The sequence below is a fragment of the Acidovorax radicis N35 genome, assembly GCF_000204195.1.
Classification (GTDB): domain Bacteria; phylum Pseudomonadota; class Gammaproteobacteria; order Burkholderiales; family Burkholderiaceae_C; genus Acidovorax; species Acidovorax radicis.
Genome location: NZ_AFBG01000022.1, coordinates 139,435 through 154,092 on the forward strand (window position 1 = coordinate 139,435; position 14,658 = coordinate 154,092).

The window sequence follows — 14,658 nt, forward strand, 5'->3', positions numbered from 1 at the left end:
TTATTCAGCCCTCAATGCGGCACGCAACTGCTCGCCGACCTCAGGCTTGCTGGCAAACGGATCGGTGGGGTTGCGGCCCAGCATGATGTCTTCCATCCGCGTCTGCACCGAGGCGATGGCCTTGGGATGGCTGTAGATGTAGAACTGGCCCTGGGCCGCCGCGTCAAACACCTTCTGTGCCACCTCAGCGGCCGTCACCTTGCCGCTGCCCACCGCCTTGTCGCTCATGGCCTGGCCGATGAGCTGGCTCTTGGTGGGCCTCTCGGCCGGCATGTCTTCGGGCCGGTTGCGGTGGCTCTGGCTGATGCCGGTGGGCACGAAGAACGGACACAACACGCTGGCCTTGATCTGGTCGGTCACCAGCGACAGGTCCTGGTACAGCGTTTCCGACAGGCTCACCACGGCGTGCTTGCTGACGTTGTAGATGCCCATGTTGGGAGCGTCCACCAGGCCCGCCATGCTGGCAGTGTTGACGATGTGGCCGCGCCAGGCGGGGTCCTTCTTGGCGGCGGCCAGCATCATCGGTGTGAACAGGCGCACACCGTGCACCACACCCCAGAGGTTCACGCCCAGCACCCATTCCCAGTCCTTGATGGAGTTCTCCCACACCAGGCCGCCCGCGCCCACGCCGGCGTTATTGAAAACGAGGTGCGGCGCGCCAAAGCGCTGCTGCACATCGGCGGCCAGTTGCTCCATCTGCGCGGCGTTCGACACGTCGACCTTGCGCGCCAGCACCTGCACGCCCGCGGCCTGCATCTCGGCGGCAGCGGCATCGAGTGCATCCTGCTGCACGTCCACCAGCACCAGGTTCATGCCCAGGCGGGCGCCGATGCGCGCGCATTCGAGGCCGAAGCCCGAGCCGGCGCCGGTCAGGACGGCGGTCTTGCCTTTGAAGTCGTCAATCATTTATTTCTCAACCTTTCGCAACGTGTATCCAATGCGGGGGAAATGCACCTGCACGGTGCCTGCGCGCGGGTCGGTGCGGCGCAGGGTGTAGCGGGTGCGGGTGGCGGCGATCAGTTCGCCCTCGGTCGGCTCGGTGCCAAAGCTTTCGGCGGCAATAGCGACCTGCGTGCCCAGGGGGATGCCGTGCTCGTCCTGGAACACGTCATCCATCAGCGGCAGCGGCTCAGCGCCAGCGGCCACGGTAATGGCGTCCTGCGCGGTGAACTTCTCCATGCGCCCGTGGCCCAGGGCCGCGATGCGGTCCATCCATTCGAGCACGGCGGGGGTGGCCGCGAAGATGTCGGCCATCACCGGCACGCACTGGCGCGTGAACCACAGCGGGTGGTAGGTGGAAAAGTCGGCCAGGCAGGGCTCGGCGCCAAACAGGAAGTCATGCTCCTCGGCCATGTACGCGATGCGGCGCAGGTACGAGCGGTAGGCGGCCGTGGCGTCTGCCGGGCGCAGGCGCTGCATGCCGGCACTCATCTCACGGCGGTCTTCGCTGAAGGCCTGGGCCACGTTGGGCGGCAGGTTGGCGAACATGGCCGATGCGCCCTTGGGCTGCAGGTTGTAAGCCATGGCCGCCCAGAACAGGCTGCTGTCGGCCCACTGCGCGAACACCCGTGCCACGCCCTTCAGGTGCGGCGGGTACAGCACGGGCTCGGGCTGCTCGTGCTCCAGCACGTCGCAGATCAACGCGGAGTCGCAGTAGATGTCGGCACCGACCTGCAGGAACGGCGTTTTGCGGTAGCCGCCCGTGAGCGCCACCACATCGGGCTTGGGCGCGATGCTGGGGATGATCACGGACTTCCACGCCAGCTTCTTGAAACCCAGCACCAGGCGGATCTTTTCGGAAAACGGCGACGAGGGGTAGTGGTGCAGGATGAGGTGGGACATCGGAATCTCCGCAAAAAATGAGGGTCAGGCGGGCAAGGCGCGGTTCAGCAGCAGGTCGAAGTCAACAGTTGCACCCAGCGTGCCGAAGCTGTAGCCCCAGTCGCCGGCAAGGCGCGAATCGCAGAAGGCACTGAACACAGCGCCGGGTGCACTGCGGTACAGCAGCGCGGCCTGCACGGCCAGGGCCACGTCCTGCGCCAGGCGGCGGGCCTCGGCCTCGGTGGTCATCGCGTCCACGCGCAGGGGCAGCGCGCTGGCCAGGCGGTCGAGCGCCGGGTGGGCGCCGCGCGCGGGGGCCAGTTCGTCGGCCAGGGCTGCAGCGGTGTCGGCGCGGCGCACGGCGCGCAGCAGGTCCAGCGCCATGATGTTGCCGGCGCCTTCCCAGATGGAGTTGAGCGGCATCTCGCGGTAGATGCGGGCCATGGTGCCTTCACCGCCCTCTTCCACGTAGCCGTTGCCGCCCAGGCATTCCATGGCCTCCTGCGCGAACACGCTGCCGCGCTTGCACACCCAGAACTTGGCCACGGGCGTGAGCAGGCGGGCCATGACGGCTTCGTGCTCGCTGGTGGCCTTTTTGTCGAAGGCACTGGCCAGGCGGATGGACAGCGCGGTGGCGGCCTCGCTCTCCAGCGCCAGGTCGGCCAGCACGTTGCGCATGAGGGGTTGCTCGATGAGCTTCTTGCCAAAGGCCGAGCGCTGTCGCGTGTGGTGCAGCGCGATGGTCAGCGCCTGGCGCATGAGGCCGCTGGTGCCCAGGGCGCAGTCCAGCCGCGTCATGGTGCCCATCTCCAGGATCTGCGCCACGCCGCGGCCCTCTTCGCCCACACGCCAGGCGGTCGCGTCGATGAACTCGACCTCGGAGCTCGCGTTGGCATGGTTGCCAAGCTTGTCCTTCAGGCGCTGGATGCGGATGCTGTTGAGCACGCCGTTGTGGTCGTCCGGCAGCACGCGCGGCAGGAAGAAACAGGTCAGCCCGCCGGGCGCCTGCGCCAGCACCAGGAAGGCATCGCACATGGGGGCCGAGAAGAACCACTTGTGGCCCGTCAGCCGGTAGCGCGGGCCCCAGGCATCCTCGCCATCGGGCACGGCCTGGGTGGTGTTGGCGCGCACGTCCGACCCGCCCTGCTTCTCGGTCATGCCCATGCCCATGGTGAGCGCGGATTTTTGCGAGAACAAGGCCAGGCGCGGGTCGTACCGGGTGCTGGCCAGGCCCGCGCTCCAGTCGGCCCACACCGCGGCGTTGCCGCGCAATGCCGGCGTGACGGCGTAGCTCATCGACACGGGACACAGCACCGAGGGCTCGGCCTCGGTGAACAGCATGAAGCCGGCGGCGCGCTCGGTGTGTGCGTACGCCGCAGCACCGCCGGTGCGCGACCAGGGCGTGGCGTGCAGGCCGTGGCGCAGCGCCGCGCCGATCAGCGCGTGGTAGCTGGGGTGAAACTCGACCACATCGGTGCGGTGGCCAAAGCGGTCGTGCGTGTGCAGCTGCGGCTTGTGGGTGTTGGCAAGGCGCGCGTGGGTCAACATCTCCGCCGACCCCATTTCTGCGCCCAGGGCCGTCAGACCCGCCAGCGGCAGGCTGGGGGCGTGCAGGCGCAGCGCGTCCTGCAGGGACTGGTTGGTGGTGAACAGGTTCACATCGGCCCAGGGCGTGCTCTGATTGAACACGTCGTGGGTGCGTGCCAGGCTGGCAGTTGGGGCGGTCGCAGTGGTCATGGGGGACTCCACAACATCTCGATATGGGGAATGTCGTCTTCCAGGTATTCGTCGGACACGGCCACAAAGCCCAGGCTGCCGTAAAACCGCTGCAGGTGAGCCTGCGCGCTGATGCGGATGCTTCGGCCGGGCCACGCCTGGCTGCAGCGGGTTATGCCCTCCACCATCAGCGCACGGCCCGTGCCGTTGCCACGTGCCTCCTTGGCGGTGACCACACGCCCGATGGAAGGCTCGGGGTAGTTCACGCCCGGGTCCACCACGCGCAGGCTGGCCTGGAGCGCACCGACCTCGTCATAGCCCAGCAGGTGGTGCGACTTTTTGTCGGCGCCATCGGGGTCCTGGTAGGGCCCCTGCTCCAGGATGAAGACCTTGCAGCGCAGAGCGAGTGTGTCGTGCAGCGCGTGCACGCCCAAGTCGTCGAAGCGGGCCCAGATCCAGCGCACTAGAACCTGCTCCCGGCTTTTTCATGGGGTGCGTTGCCCCACAAAGGCAGTGGATGCAAGGCGCCCACCGCAAGCCGCACTGATGTGCGGCGAGGATGGGCAACGCCGCAGGCGCTGCCTTTGCGGGGCAACCCGAAGGGCATGGCAGCAAACAGCCACGCTCGTCGTTGCCCACCTTGCCCAGGCCGCCAGCATGGGCTGCGGCGGACGCCTAGATCGTGACTGTTTGCTGCCATGCGCACCCCATGAAAAAGCCGGGAGCAGGTTCTTAGATCAGCTTCACCAGTTGCTTGCCGAAGTTCTTGCCCTTGAGCAGACCGAGGAAGGCCTCGGGCGCGGCGGCAATGCCCTGGGCAACCGTCTCGCGTGGGCGCAGCTTGCCGGTGCCCACCAGCGTGCCCAGCTCCTTAAGCGCCTCGGGCCAGACTTCCATGTGCTCGCTGACGATGAAGCCTTCGACCTTCATGCGGTTGATGAGCATGAGCGCGGGGTTGGCCATGGGCAGCGGCGCGCCATCGTAGCCGGCGATCATGCCGCACAGGGCAATGCGGCTGAAGGCGTTCATGCGCAGCATCACGGCGTCCATGATCCAGCCGCCCACGTTCTCGAAGTAGCCGTCGATACCGTTGGGGCAGGCTTCCTTCAAGGCCTTGGACATGGCCTTCACATCGCTGTGTTCCTTGTAGTCGATGCAGGCGTCAAAGCCCAGTTCTTCCACCGCATACCTGCACTTGTCGGCACCACCGGCAATGCCCACGGCGCGGCAGCCACGCGCCTTGGCCAGCGCGGCAAAGGCGCTGCCCACGGCGCCGGTGGCGGCGCTCACCACCACGGTGTCACCCTCCTTGGGGGCGATGATCTTGACCAGGCCGTACCAGGCCGTCACGCCGGGCATGCCCACGGCGCCCAGGTAGTGCGACAGCGGCACGTGCGTGGTGTCCACCTTGCGCAGCGCGCCCACGGCATTGCCGTCCACCACGCTGTATTCCTGCCAGCCACCCATGCCCACCACCTTGTCGCCCACGGCGTACTTGGGGTGCTTGCTCTCGGCCACCTCGCCCACGGTGCCACCGATCATGACCTCGCCCAGGCCTTGAGAGGCGGCGTAGCTCTTGCTCTCGTTCATGCGGCCGCGCATGTACGGATCCAGGCTCAGGAAGTGGTGGCGCACCAGCACCTGGCCGTCCTGCAGCGCAGGCGTGTCGGTGGCCACCAGCTTGAAGTTGCTGGCCACGGCTTCGCCCTGGGGACGGTTGTCGAGAACGATTTGTTGGTTGCGGGGCATGAGAGGCTCCTTCAGAATGTCTATCACTATGAATTCAATAGCTACTAGCGCTTATGGATAAAGCGCCAGAGGCCAATTTGATCTAAAAATTTTGCTCAATCGGTGGAAATCACCTTGAGCCCGTTGGCGCTGCGGCTGTCCAACGGCAGGCGCCGCACGTACTTGAATGTGCCGGTGGCATGGCAACACACCTTGCCCTGCGCGTCGACCACCGTGCCTTCGGTAAAAGCCATGGTGGCCGTGCGATGAATGAGCCGCCCCTTGGCCACCAGCGGCCCGCGCGCGGGCTGCATGAAGCTGGTCTTCATCTCGATGGTGACCACGCCCATGTCGGGCGTGTCGCTGCGCGCAGCCGTGGCCATGGTCACGTCCAGCAGCGTCATCGATGCGCCGCCATGGGTCACATCGAAGGAGTTCAGGTGCTCGGGCTTCGCCTCGTAATGCAGCTCGGACTCGCCGCCCTCCATCCGGTGCAGCGTGAAGCCAAGGTGGCTGACAAAGGGGATTTCGACACCAAAACTTTTCACGGCATGTCCTCAGAACACAGAACTCAAAAACTGGCGCGGCCCCGGCCAGGGCAGCCTAGCAAGGGCCGCCCCGCAGCGAGGGCTGCGTCCCCCTTCCCGGCAAAGCCGAGAGAAGGGGGAAGCCGCGAAGCGGCTCAGGGGGAAGTACCCTGCCTAACCTCCCGTAACGATGCTCACGCCGCCATCCACCGCCAGCCACTGGCCGGTGATGTGCTTGCCCGCATCGGACGCATACAGCGCGCACAGGCCCTTCAGGTCCTCGTCGTCGCCCAGGCGGCCCAGGGGCGCGTGGGCCGCCAGTGCTTCCTCACCCATGGCCTTCAGGGTGCCCACTGTCATCCGGCTCGGGAAGAAACCGGGGCAGATGGCGTTGACACGAATGTTGTACTGGCCCCATTCTGCCGCCAGCGCACGGGTGAAATTGATCACCGCGCCCTTGGAAGTGTTATAGGCAATGGTGTTCATGCCCTTGGGGTTGCCACCGAGGCCGGCAATGGACGCCACGTTGATGATGCTGCCGCTGCGGCGCGCGATCATGCTGTGCTTGGCGATGTGCTGAGACAGGATGAAGTAGCCACGCACGTTGAGGTTCATCACCTTGTCCCACGCGTCCACGGGGTGGTCTTCGGCGGGGGCCCCCCAGGCAGCGCCGGCATTGTTCACCAGGATGTCCACGTGGCCCAGTCGCTCCAGCGTTTCATCGGCCAGGCGGCGGATGTCTTCTTCCTTGGCGCAATCGGCGGCGATCCAGCGGGCATCGATACCCGCGGTCTGCAGCTCGGCCGTGGCCTCTTCCAAGTCGGACGCCTTGCGTGAACTGAGCAGGATCTTGGCGCCCGCCTCGCCCAGCGAATGGGCCAGTTGCAGCCCCAGGCCACGCGAGCCGCCGGTGACCAGCGCGGTTTTGCCAGTGAGGTCGAACAGTTGTTGGATGGTACGGGTCATGCTGAAAGTCTCCTTCGGTGTTGGATGGATCTATTGATGGGTGTTGGCCCCACGCGCCGATGATTGTGCGGCGCAATGCGGGCACTTTGTGTCGCGGTGGTGTCGGGCGTCCAGCTACGGGCCGGGGTCGGCGTGCAACCGGGCCCGCACCGCAATCAGCGCCACGCCCGCTGCAGCCAACGCCCCACCGACCACGATGAAGCTCCAGCCCAGGGCGTCGTTGGTGCGTGCCGTGGCAATGCCCAGGATCAGCGTGAGCAAGCCGCCGTAGATCAACACCCAGATGAGCTTGTGCAGGCGTTGCAGGGTTTGCTGCGCCGCCATCAAAACGCCTCTTCAGGGAAGGCCGCGCAGGTGGCATCGCGCGTGCTGACCACCTGCAGCCAGGCGCCGATTTTCGGCAGTTCGTAGTGAAAGAAAAACCGCATGCCGCCCATGCGCCCCACGCTCGCGGGCTGGGCCAGATTGGCATCCTGGGCCAGCGTGGCCAGGGCCACGTCCAGCCACACCCAGGCCAGCACCATGTGGCCAAAGGCCTGCATGTAGGGCACCGCATTGGCCAGCGCGTCAGCCGGTTGGCCTGTGGCCCAGGCCGCCTTGGTGGCGGCCCCCACCTGCTGCAGCGCGGCACCCAGTGCATTGGCATGCGCGGCCAGCGTGGGCACCTGGATCGCGCGCTCGATGGTGGCGTTGATGCGGCCGGCCAGCAGCTGCAGGCCGCGCCCGCCTTCCATGAGCACCTTGCGGCCCAGCAAGTCCATGGCCTGAATGCCATGCGTGCCTTCGTGGATCATGTTCAGGCGGTTGTCGCGCCAGTACTGCTCCACCGGAAAATCGCGCGTGTAGCCGTAGCCGCCATGGATCTGGATGGCCAGGCTGTTGGCCTCCAGGCACCACTCGCTGGGCCAGCTCTTGGCGATGGGGGTGAGCACTTCCAGCAGCAGGCGGGCTTCGTCGGCCGCCACGGCATCACCGGTATGTTGCTCATCCACGAGCTTGGCGCAGAAGAGATTGAGCGCCAGCGCCCCTTCACCATAGGACTTCTGGGCCAGCAGCATGCGCTTGACGTCGGCGTGTTCAATGATGCGCACCTGGGGCTGGGCGGCGTCCTTGACCACGGCAGCCGCACCCGCGCCTGCAGCGTCCTTGGGGCCCTGCACCGGACGCCCTTGCGGCCGGTTCTTGGCGTAGTCCAGGCTGGCATAGTAGCCCGCCAGCCCCAGCATGGTGGCCGCCATGCCGATGCCGATGCGCGCCTCGTTCATCATGTGGAACATGCAGTGCAGGCCCTTGCCGGGCTGCCCCACCAGGTAACCCACGGCCCCTGCACGCCCATCCACCGGGAACTTGCCTTCACCAAAGTTGAGCAGCGTGTTGGTGGTGCCACGCCAGCCCAGCTTGTGGTTCAGGCCCGCCAGCGCCACGTCGTTGCGCACGCCGGTGAGCTTGCCATCGGTGTCCACGAGCTTCTTGGGCACGATGAACAGCGAGATGCCCTTGGTGCCAGGCACCAGCTTACCGTCCGGCCCCGGGATCTTGGCCAGCACCAGGTGCACGATGTTTTCGGTGAGCTCGTGGTCGCCCGAGCTGATCCACATCTTGTTGCCCGTCAGGCGATACCGCGCGCCCAGCGGGTCGGCCTCAAAGCCGTCGCCATCGGGCACGGCGCGCGTGGCCACATCCGACAGCGAGGAACCCGCCTGAGGCTCGGACAGGCACATGGTGCCCGACCATCGGCCGTTGAATTCATTGAGTGCGAACACCTGCTTTTGCGACTCGGTGCCATGCACCATGAGCAGGTTGGCATTGCCCGAGGTGAGCAGATTCGAGCCGATGCTGATGGACGCCACTGCAAAGAAGCTGTTGGCGGCCGCCTCTACGGTGTAGGGCAGCTGCATGCCACCGACCTCATAGTCCTGCGCTGCGGACAGAAGGCCGGATTCGGCGTAGGCCTTGCGCGCCTCGTAGGTCGCCTGGGGCAGGATGACCTTTTCACCGTCGAAATGCGGCTCCTCGATGTCCACCGTTCGGTTGAAGGGAGCGTACTTCTCACGGGCGATGCGCTCACAGGTGTCGAGCACCGCATCGAAAGTTTCGCGCGAGTGGTCTGTAAAACGCGCACGGGCCGTGAGGGACTGGGCCTCGAGCCATTCATACAGCAGAAAGTCGAGCGTGGAACGCAGGGTCATCAGAAGGTCTCCTTGTGGCTGCGTGCATGCCCGATGTGCCCTCACCCGATGGGGTTCAGCGTGCAGGCAGCACGATGTTCTTGAAACACCAGAACTCCATGTCCGAATCGGGCTTGGGCTGGCAATTGGCTTCTCCGAGCTGCAGGCGCGTGGCGCGTGCAGGCAGTGGCGGGAATGTGATCTTGACGAGCTTGGTGCGGCCGGGCTTGACCACGTCCATCTTCACGTTGCAGAACGTCAGGCCTCCAATCGACTGTTGCTGCAGCACGGCGCCGCTGCCCAGGTCCTTGAGCGTGAACGCATCGGCCGATCCGGTGGGCTGTGCACAGGCCTCAATTGCCTCGTCGGAGGTGTTCTTGACCAGCAACGTTACCCGCGTCTGTTTGGCGTCCACCACGATGTCCTGCAGGACCACATCCGGGTCAGATTCCAGCGGCAGCTGAAGCTTGTAGGTCTGGCTCTGGGCGTGGGCACCACATGCGACGGCAAAGGCCGAGAGGGCGAAAAACTGGCGAAAGGAGGGAAGCAGACAACGCATGGAAGGTACCGGGTTCGGGATGGAGAAAAAGAGACAGCTTCAAGACCACCGGCAAACCGGTGGTCGCGGCGGATTCTGCCCGTGCCAACCGCACCAGCGGGTGCTTCACGCCCCGACAAAGCAACAATTTGTAGCGTGCCCCCGCATCCCCTCCCCGCATCCGTTGGCGTATCCATCCATCACATCAGGCTGCCGCATCGGCAGCATCGCTCTCCGTCTGAGCAGCACCCAGCGCGGCAATCGTGCCCTGCGCCACGGCGCAAAGCTTCTCCTGTCCGTCCTGGATCACCAGCACCTCACACCGGCATACCGCCTGGCGCTTGCCATGGTGCACAGCCTCAGCGCGGGCCAGCAGGCGCTCGCCCACGGCGGGCCGCAGGTAGTTGATCTTGAACTCGGAGGTGACCACCGGCACCTGCATCGCCGTGCCCCCGGCGTAGGTCAGCGCGTTGTCTGCCAGGTAGCTCACCACTCCGCCATGGGCAAAACCGTGCTGCTGGCGCAGCTGCGGGGTGATGGCTAGCGACAGCTCGCACCTTCCCGGCGCCAGCGCCACCAGTTCCGCGCCCAACAACACACTGAAGGGCTGGTTGGCAAGCACCTGCCGCCCCAGCGCCAGAAAAGCCTCGGGCGAGGCCGTCCTGGAATGCATGTCAGTGGGACGGTCTGCGGCCACGGGTTACAGCACTTCGAAGATGCCTGCAGCGCCCATGCCACCGCCAATACACATGGTCACGCACACGCGCTTCGCGCCACGGCGCTTGCCTTCGATAAGAGCGTGGCCCGTGAGGCGCTGGCCCGACACACCATAGGGGTGACCCACGGCGATGGCGCCACCATTGACGTTCAGGCGATCAGCGGGAATGCCCAGCTTGTCGCGGCAATACAGCACCTGCACGGCGAACGCTTCGTTCAACTCCCACAGGTCGATGTCGTTGACCGTGAGGCCCAGCTTCTTGAGCACCTTCGGAACGGCAAACACGGGGCCGATGCCCATTTCATCCGGCTCGCACCCTGCCACAGCGAAACCCAGGAAGCGGCCCAGCGGCTTGAGGCCCTTCTTGCTGGCGTACTCTTCGCTGGTCACCACGCAGGCGCCCGCGCCGTCGGAGAACTGGCTGGCGTTGCCCGCCGAGATCAAACCGCCAGGCAATGCCGAGCGCAAACCGCTGATGGCTTCCACCGTCGTACCTTCACGCGTGCCTTCGTCACGGCTTACGGTCACTTGCTTGGTGATCAGGCCCAGCGTCTTGTCGGCCACACCGGCTGTGACGGTGATGGGGGCGATTTCGGCGTCGAACAGACCGGCCGCTTGCGCAGCGCAGGCCTTCTGCTGGCTGGCTGCACCGTATTCGTCCATGGCTTCGCGACCGATGTTGTAGCGCTTGGCCACTTGCTCGGCGGTCTGCAGCATGCTCCAGTAGATCTCGGGCTTTTGCTTGGCCAGCGCCAGGTCCTGGATCATGTGCAGGTTCATCTCCTGCTGGACGCAGGAGATGCTTTCCACACCACCGGCCACATACACGTCGGCTTCGCCGGCGATGATGCGCTGCGCGGCCAATGCAATGGTCTGCAGGCCCGATGAGCAGAAACGGTTGACGGTGACACCGGAGGCTGTGATGGGCAGGCCAGCTTTCAGCGCGATCTGGCGGGCGATGTTGCTGCCGGTGGCGCCTTCGGGCGTGGCGCAGCCCATGATGACGTCGTCCACGTCAGCGCCATCAATGCCTGCGCGCAGCACAGCCTGCTGCACGGCATGGCCGCCCAGCGTGGCGCCATGCGTCATGTTGAAAGAACCCTTCCAGCTCTTGGCGAGCGGGGTGCGGGCGGTGGAAACAATCACTGCGGAGGTCATGGGGGAATCCTTTCAGGGGGTGGAACGCACCCGTGGCGGCCTGGGGCCTGCGCACGCGGTGCAGCTTCGCATCAATGTCAGTTGAACGCCTTGCCTTCGGCTGCAAGTTTGGCCAGCAGAGGAGCGGGCTTCCAGAACGTCGCATCGTCGTTGGGGTTCTTGGCAAAACGGTCCATGGCCTGCACCACGTTGAAAAGGCCCACTTCGCTGGCGTAGTGCATGGGGCCGCCACGGTGGATGGGGAAGCCATAACCCGTGAGGTACACCATGTCGATGTCGCCGGACTTGCTGGCAATGCCGTCTTCCAGGATGTGTGCGCCTTCGTTGACCAGGGCGAACACCAGGCGCTGCACGATTTCTTCGTCCGAAATCTTGCGGGGCGTGATGCCCAGTTCCTTGCGGTGATCTTCGATCATCTTGTTGACTAGGTCGCTAGGGATCGCATCGCGCTTGCCGGCTTGGTAGTCGTACCAGCCTGCGCCGGTCTTCTGGCCAAAGCGGCCCAGCTCACACAGCTTGTCGGCGGTCCGGCTGTACTTCATGTCGGCGCGTTCAACGGAACGGCGCTTGCGGATCGCCCAGCCAATATCGTTGCCGGCCAGATCGCCCATGCGGAACGGGCCCATGGCAAAACCGAATTTTTCTACAGCCTTGTCCACCTGCTGGGGCGTGCAGCCCTCGTCCAGCAGAAATCCTGCCTGGCGGCTGTACTGCTCGATCATGCGGTTGCCGATGAAGCCGTCGCACACGCCGGAGACCACCGAGGTCTTCTTGATCTTCTTGCCAATCGCCATCACGGTGGCGAGCACGTCCTTGGCGGTTTCTTTGCCGCGCACGACTTCGAGCAACTTCATCACGTTGGCAGGGCTGAAGAAGTGCATGCCCACCACGTCCTGCGGACGCTTGGTGAAGGCAGCGATCTTGTCCACGTCGAGCGTGGAAGTGTTGGACGCCAGGATGGCGCCGGGCTTGGCCACGGCATCCAACTGCTTGAACACGGCTTCCTTGACGCCCATCTCCTCGAACACGGCCTCGATGATGAGATCGCAGTCCTTGAAGTCGTCGTAGCTCAGCGTGGTGGACAGCAGGGCCATGCGCTGGTCGTACTTGTCCTGCTTGAGCTTGCCCTTCTTGACCTGGGCTTCGTAGTTCTTCTTGATCGTGGCGATGCCGCGGTCCAGGGCTTCCTGCTTCATTTCCAGGATCTTGACGGGGATGCCCGCGTTCAGGAAATTCATGGAAATGCCACCGCCCATGGTGCCGGCACCAATCACGCCCACCAGCTTGATGTCGCGCTTGGGGGTGTCGGAGGCCACATCAGGGATCTTGCTGGCGGCACGCTCGGCCATGAACAGATGGCGCAAGGCACGCGATTCTGGCGTCCACATCAGGTTGATGAAAATCTCGCGCTCGACCAGCATGCCTTCGGCAAACTTCTTCTTGGTGGCAGCTTCGACCGCGTCCACGCACTTGGCGGGCGCGGGGAAGTTCTTGGCCATGCCCTTGACCATGTTGCGCGCGAACTGGAAGTAGGCATCGCCTTCGGGGTGCTTGCAAGGGAAATTGCGGACCAGCGGCAACGGACGGGCATCGGCCACGCTTTGGGCAAAGGCCAGGGCTTCAGCCGCCAGCGACTCAGCCGATGCGGCCAGCTTGTCGAACAACTTCTGGCCGGGCACGCCGGCAATCATTTCGCTCTTGACGGGCTCGCCGCTCACGATGAGGTTGAGCGCAGCCTCCACACCAATCACGCGTGGCAGGCGCTGTGTACCACCCGCGCCAGGAATCAGGCCCAGCTTGACTTCAGGCAGTGCAATCGAGCAGCCAGGCGCCGCAATGCGGTAGTGGCAACCCAGCGCCAGCTCCAGCCCGCCACCCATGGCGACGCTGTGCATGGCGGCCACGACGGGCTTGGCCGAGTTTTCGATGGCGGCAATCACCGACAGCAGGTTGGGTTCTTGCAGGGACTTGTCCGTGCCGAACTCCTTGATGTCCGCACCGCCAGAGAAGGCGCCGCCAGCCCCGGTGATGATGATGGAGGTGACCGCTGGATCGGCATTGGCACGGCTGAGGCCGTCCACGATGCCTTGCCGGGTCGCCAACCCGAGTCCGTTGACAGGAGGGTTGGCCATGGTGATCACGGCAACGGAGCCGTGGACTTTGTATTCAGCGGTCATGCTGGTGTTCCTTGCGTGCTGGGAAAGTGAAAAAGAACGGTCGTGCGTTTTTATTGTAGAGATTTCAAACCCGTTTGGCGTGTCAATTTGTCCCGGGCGGGACAAGGGGGTTTCTGACATCCCCTGAGGAGCACATTCCGGCTGGCAAAAAAAGAGGCGCCACCGAAGACCGGGCACCTCTGTGGATCAAGGCGAGTGGCATGCCTTCCAACGCATCCGCCCTGCCCTGAATCTTTGAAACTGGCGCGCCCCAAGGCCAGGGCAGCTGCGCAAGGGCCGCTCCGCCGCGCTGGCTGCGTCTCCCTTCCCGAATCGCGCAGCGATTTGAGAGAAGGGGCTGAGTGCCGCGGCTCCAAGCCTGCCTGCGCAGGCTTGGACGGCACAAAGGGCTGCCGCCTCTGGCGGCTGCACCGAGGCGCGCAGCGCCTCAGGGGGATCGCCCTTCTAGACTTCAAGCCACTCTTTACGGATGTAGTTGTCCGCCCGCAGGCTGTCGGGCGTGCCCTGGAAGACGATGGAGCCATGGCCCATCACCAGCGCGCGGTCCGAGATTTTCATGGCGATGGTCAGCTTCTGCTCGATCAGCAGCACCGAGATACCGCGCGCCTTGATGGTCTGCAGGTACTGGCCCACCAGTTCGACGATCTTGGGCGCGAGGCCCTCGGTGGGCTCGTCAATGATGATGAGGTCCGGATCGCCCATCAACGTGCGGCACAGCGTCAGCATCTGCTGCTCACCGCCCGACATCACGCCCGCCTCGGTGTGCTGGCGTTCCTTGAGGCGCGGGAACATCTCGTACATGTCATCGAACGACCAGCGGCTGCCCTTGCCGTTGCCCTTCTGGCCCAGCAGCAGGTTCTGGTGCACGGTGAGATTGGGAAACACATCGCGGCTTTCAGGCACATAGCCCAGACCGAGGTGGGCAATCTCATAGGCCTTCTTGCCGTTAAGGTCCTGCCCCTTGAAGTTGAGTGTGCCCTCCCAGTCCACCAGGCCCATGATGGCCTTGGCGGTGGTGGAGCGGCCCGAGCCGTTGCGCCCCAGCAGTGCCACGATCTCGCCGGGTTGCACGTCAAAGGTCACGCCATGCAGCACATGGCTCTTGCCGTAGTAAGCGTGGAGGTTTTCGATTTTCAGCATA

14 protein-coding genes are annotated in these 14,658 nt (G+C 64.9%); all 14 read right to left on the minus strand.

Going from position 1 to position 14,658, the window contains the following annotated elements; all coding sequences use genetic code 11:
• Positions 1–906, minus strand: coding sequence for an SDR family oxidoreductase (locus ARADN35_RS0120690; protein WP_010465594.1), 906 nt, complete (start codon positions 904–906; stop codon positions 1–3).
• Entirely contained in the window at positions 907–1,842 is a 936-nt protein-coding gene (locus ARADN35_RS0120695) for a glutathione S-transferase family protein (protein WP_010465595.1), read from the minus strand.
• Positions 1,843–1,866: 24 nt separating this feature from the next.
• Entirely contained in the window at positions 1,867–3,558 is a 1,692-nt protein-coding gene (locus tag ARADN35_RS0120700; protein WP_010465596.1) for an isovaleryl-CoA dehydrogenase, read from the minus strand.
• Positions 3,555–4,001, minus strand: a complete 447-nt coding sequence (locus tag ARADN35_RS0120705) for a GNAT family N-acetyltransferase (protein WP_010465597.1) — start codon at positions 3,999–4,001, stop codon at positions 3,555–3,557. The genes ARADN35_RS0120700 and ARADN35_RS0120705 overlap by 4 nt, the downstream gene beginning before the upstream one ends.
• Before the next feature lie 268 nt (positions 4,002–4,269).
• Positions 4,270–5,286 carry an NADP-dependent oxidoreductase gene (locus ARADN35_RS0120710; RefSeq protein ID WP_010465598.1) on the minus strand — a complete coding sequence of 339 codons (1,017 nt, stop codon included), beginning with the start codon at positions 5,284–5,286 and terminating at the stop codon, positions 4,270–4,272.
• Between the two features lie 95 nt (positions 5,287–5,381).
• Positions 5,382–5,813: a PaaI family thioesterase gene (locus tag ARADN35_RS0120715; protein ID WP_010465599.1), complete on the minus strand. Its 432-nt coding sequence runs from the start codon at positions 5,811–5,813 to the stop codon at positions 5,382–5,384.
• A gap of 153 nt (positions 5,814–5,966) precedes the next feature.
• Entirely contained in the window at positions 5,967–6,758 is a 792-nt protein-coding gene (locus tag ARADN35_RS0120720; RefSeq protein ID WP_010465601.1) for an SDR family oxidoreductase, read from the minus strand.
• Positions 6,759–6,872: 114 nt separating this feature from the next.
• Positions 6,873–7,082 (minus strand): hypothetical protein, encoded by a 210-nt coding sequence (locus tag ARADN35_RS0120725; RefSeq protein WP_010465603.1) that lies wholly within the window; start codon positions 7,080–7,082, stop codon positions 6,873–6,875.
• Complete coding sequence (locus tag ARADN35_RS0120730) at positions 7,082–8,947, minus strand: acyl-CoA dehydrogenase (RefSeq protein WP_010465604.1); 1,866 nt, start codon at positions 8,945–8,947, stop codon at positions 7,082–7,084. Before ARADN35_RS0120730 ends, ARADN35_RS0120725 begins: the two co-directional genes overlap by 1 nt.
• A 55-nt stretch (positions 8,948–9,002) precedes the next feature.
• A complete protein-coding gene (locus ARADN35_RS0120735; protein WP_010465606.1) occupies positions 9,003–9,485 on the minus strand; it encodes a hypothetical protein in 483 nt (160 codons plus the stop codon).
• Between the two features lie 184 nt (positions 9,486–9,669).
• Positions 9,670–10,137 carry a PaaI family thioesterase gene (locus ARADN35_RS0120740; protein ID WP_010465608.1) on the minus strand — a complete coding sequence of 156 codons (468 nt, stop codon included), beginning with the start codon at positions 10,135–10,137 and terminating at the stop codon, positions 9,670–9,672.
• Positions 10,138–10,164: 27 nt separating this feature from the next.
• Positions 10,165–11,340 (minus strand): acetyl-CoA C-acyltransferase, encoded by a 1,176-nt coding sequence (locus ARADN35_RS0120745; RefSeq protein WP_010465610.1) that lies wholly within the window; start codon positions 11,338–11,340, stop codon positions 10,165–10,167.
• A gap of 77 nt (positions 11,341–11,417) precedes the next feature.
• Positions 11,418–13,517 (minus strand): 3-hydroxyacyl-CoA dehydrogenase NAD-binding domain-containing protein, encoded by a 2,100-nt coding sequence (locus tag ARADN35_RS0120750; RefSeq protein WP_010465612.1) that lies wholly within the window; start codon positions 13,515–13,517, stop codon positions 11,418–11,420.
• A gap of 444 nt (positions 13,518–13,961) precedes the next feature.
• The gene (locus ARADN35_RS0120755) at positions 13,962–14,657 is read right to left on the minus strand and encodes an ABC transporter ATP-binding protein (RefSeq protein ID WP_010465614.1); all 696 of its coding nucleotides are present in this window, start codon (positions 14,655–14,657) and stop codon (positions 13,962–13,964) included.
• Between the last annotated feature and the right edge of the window lies 1 nt (position 14,658).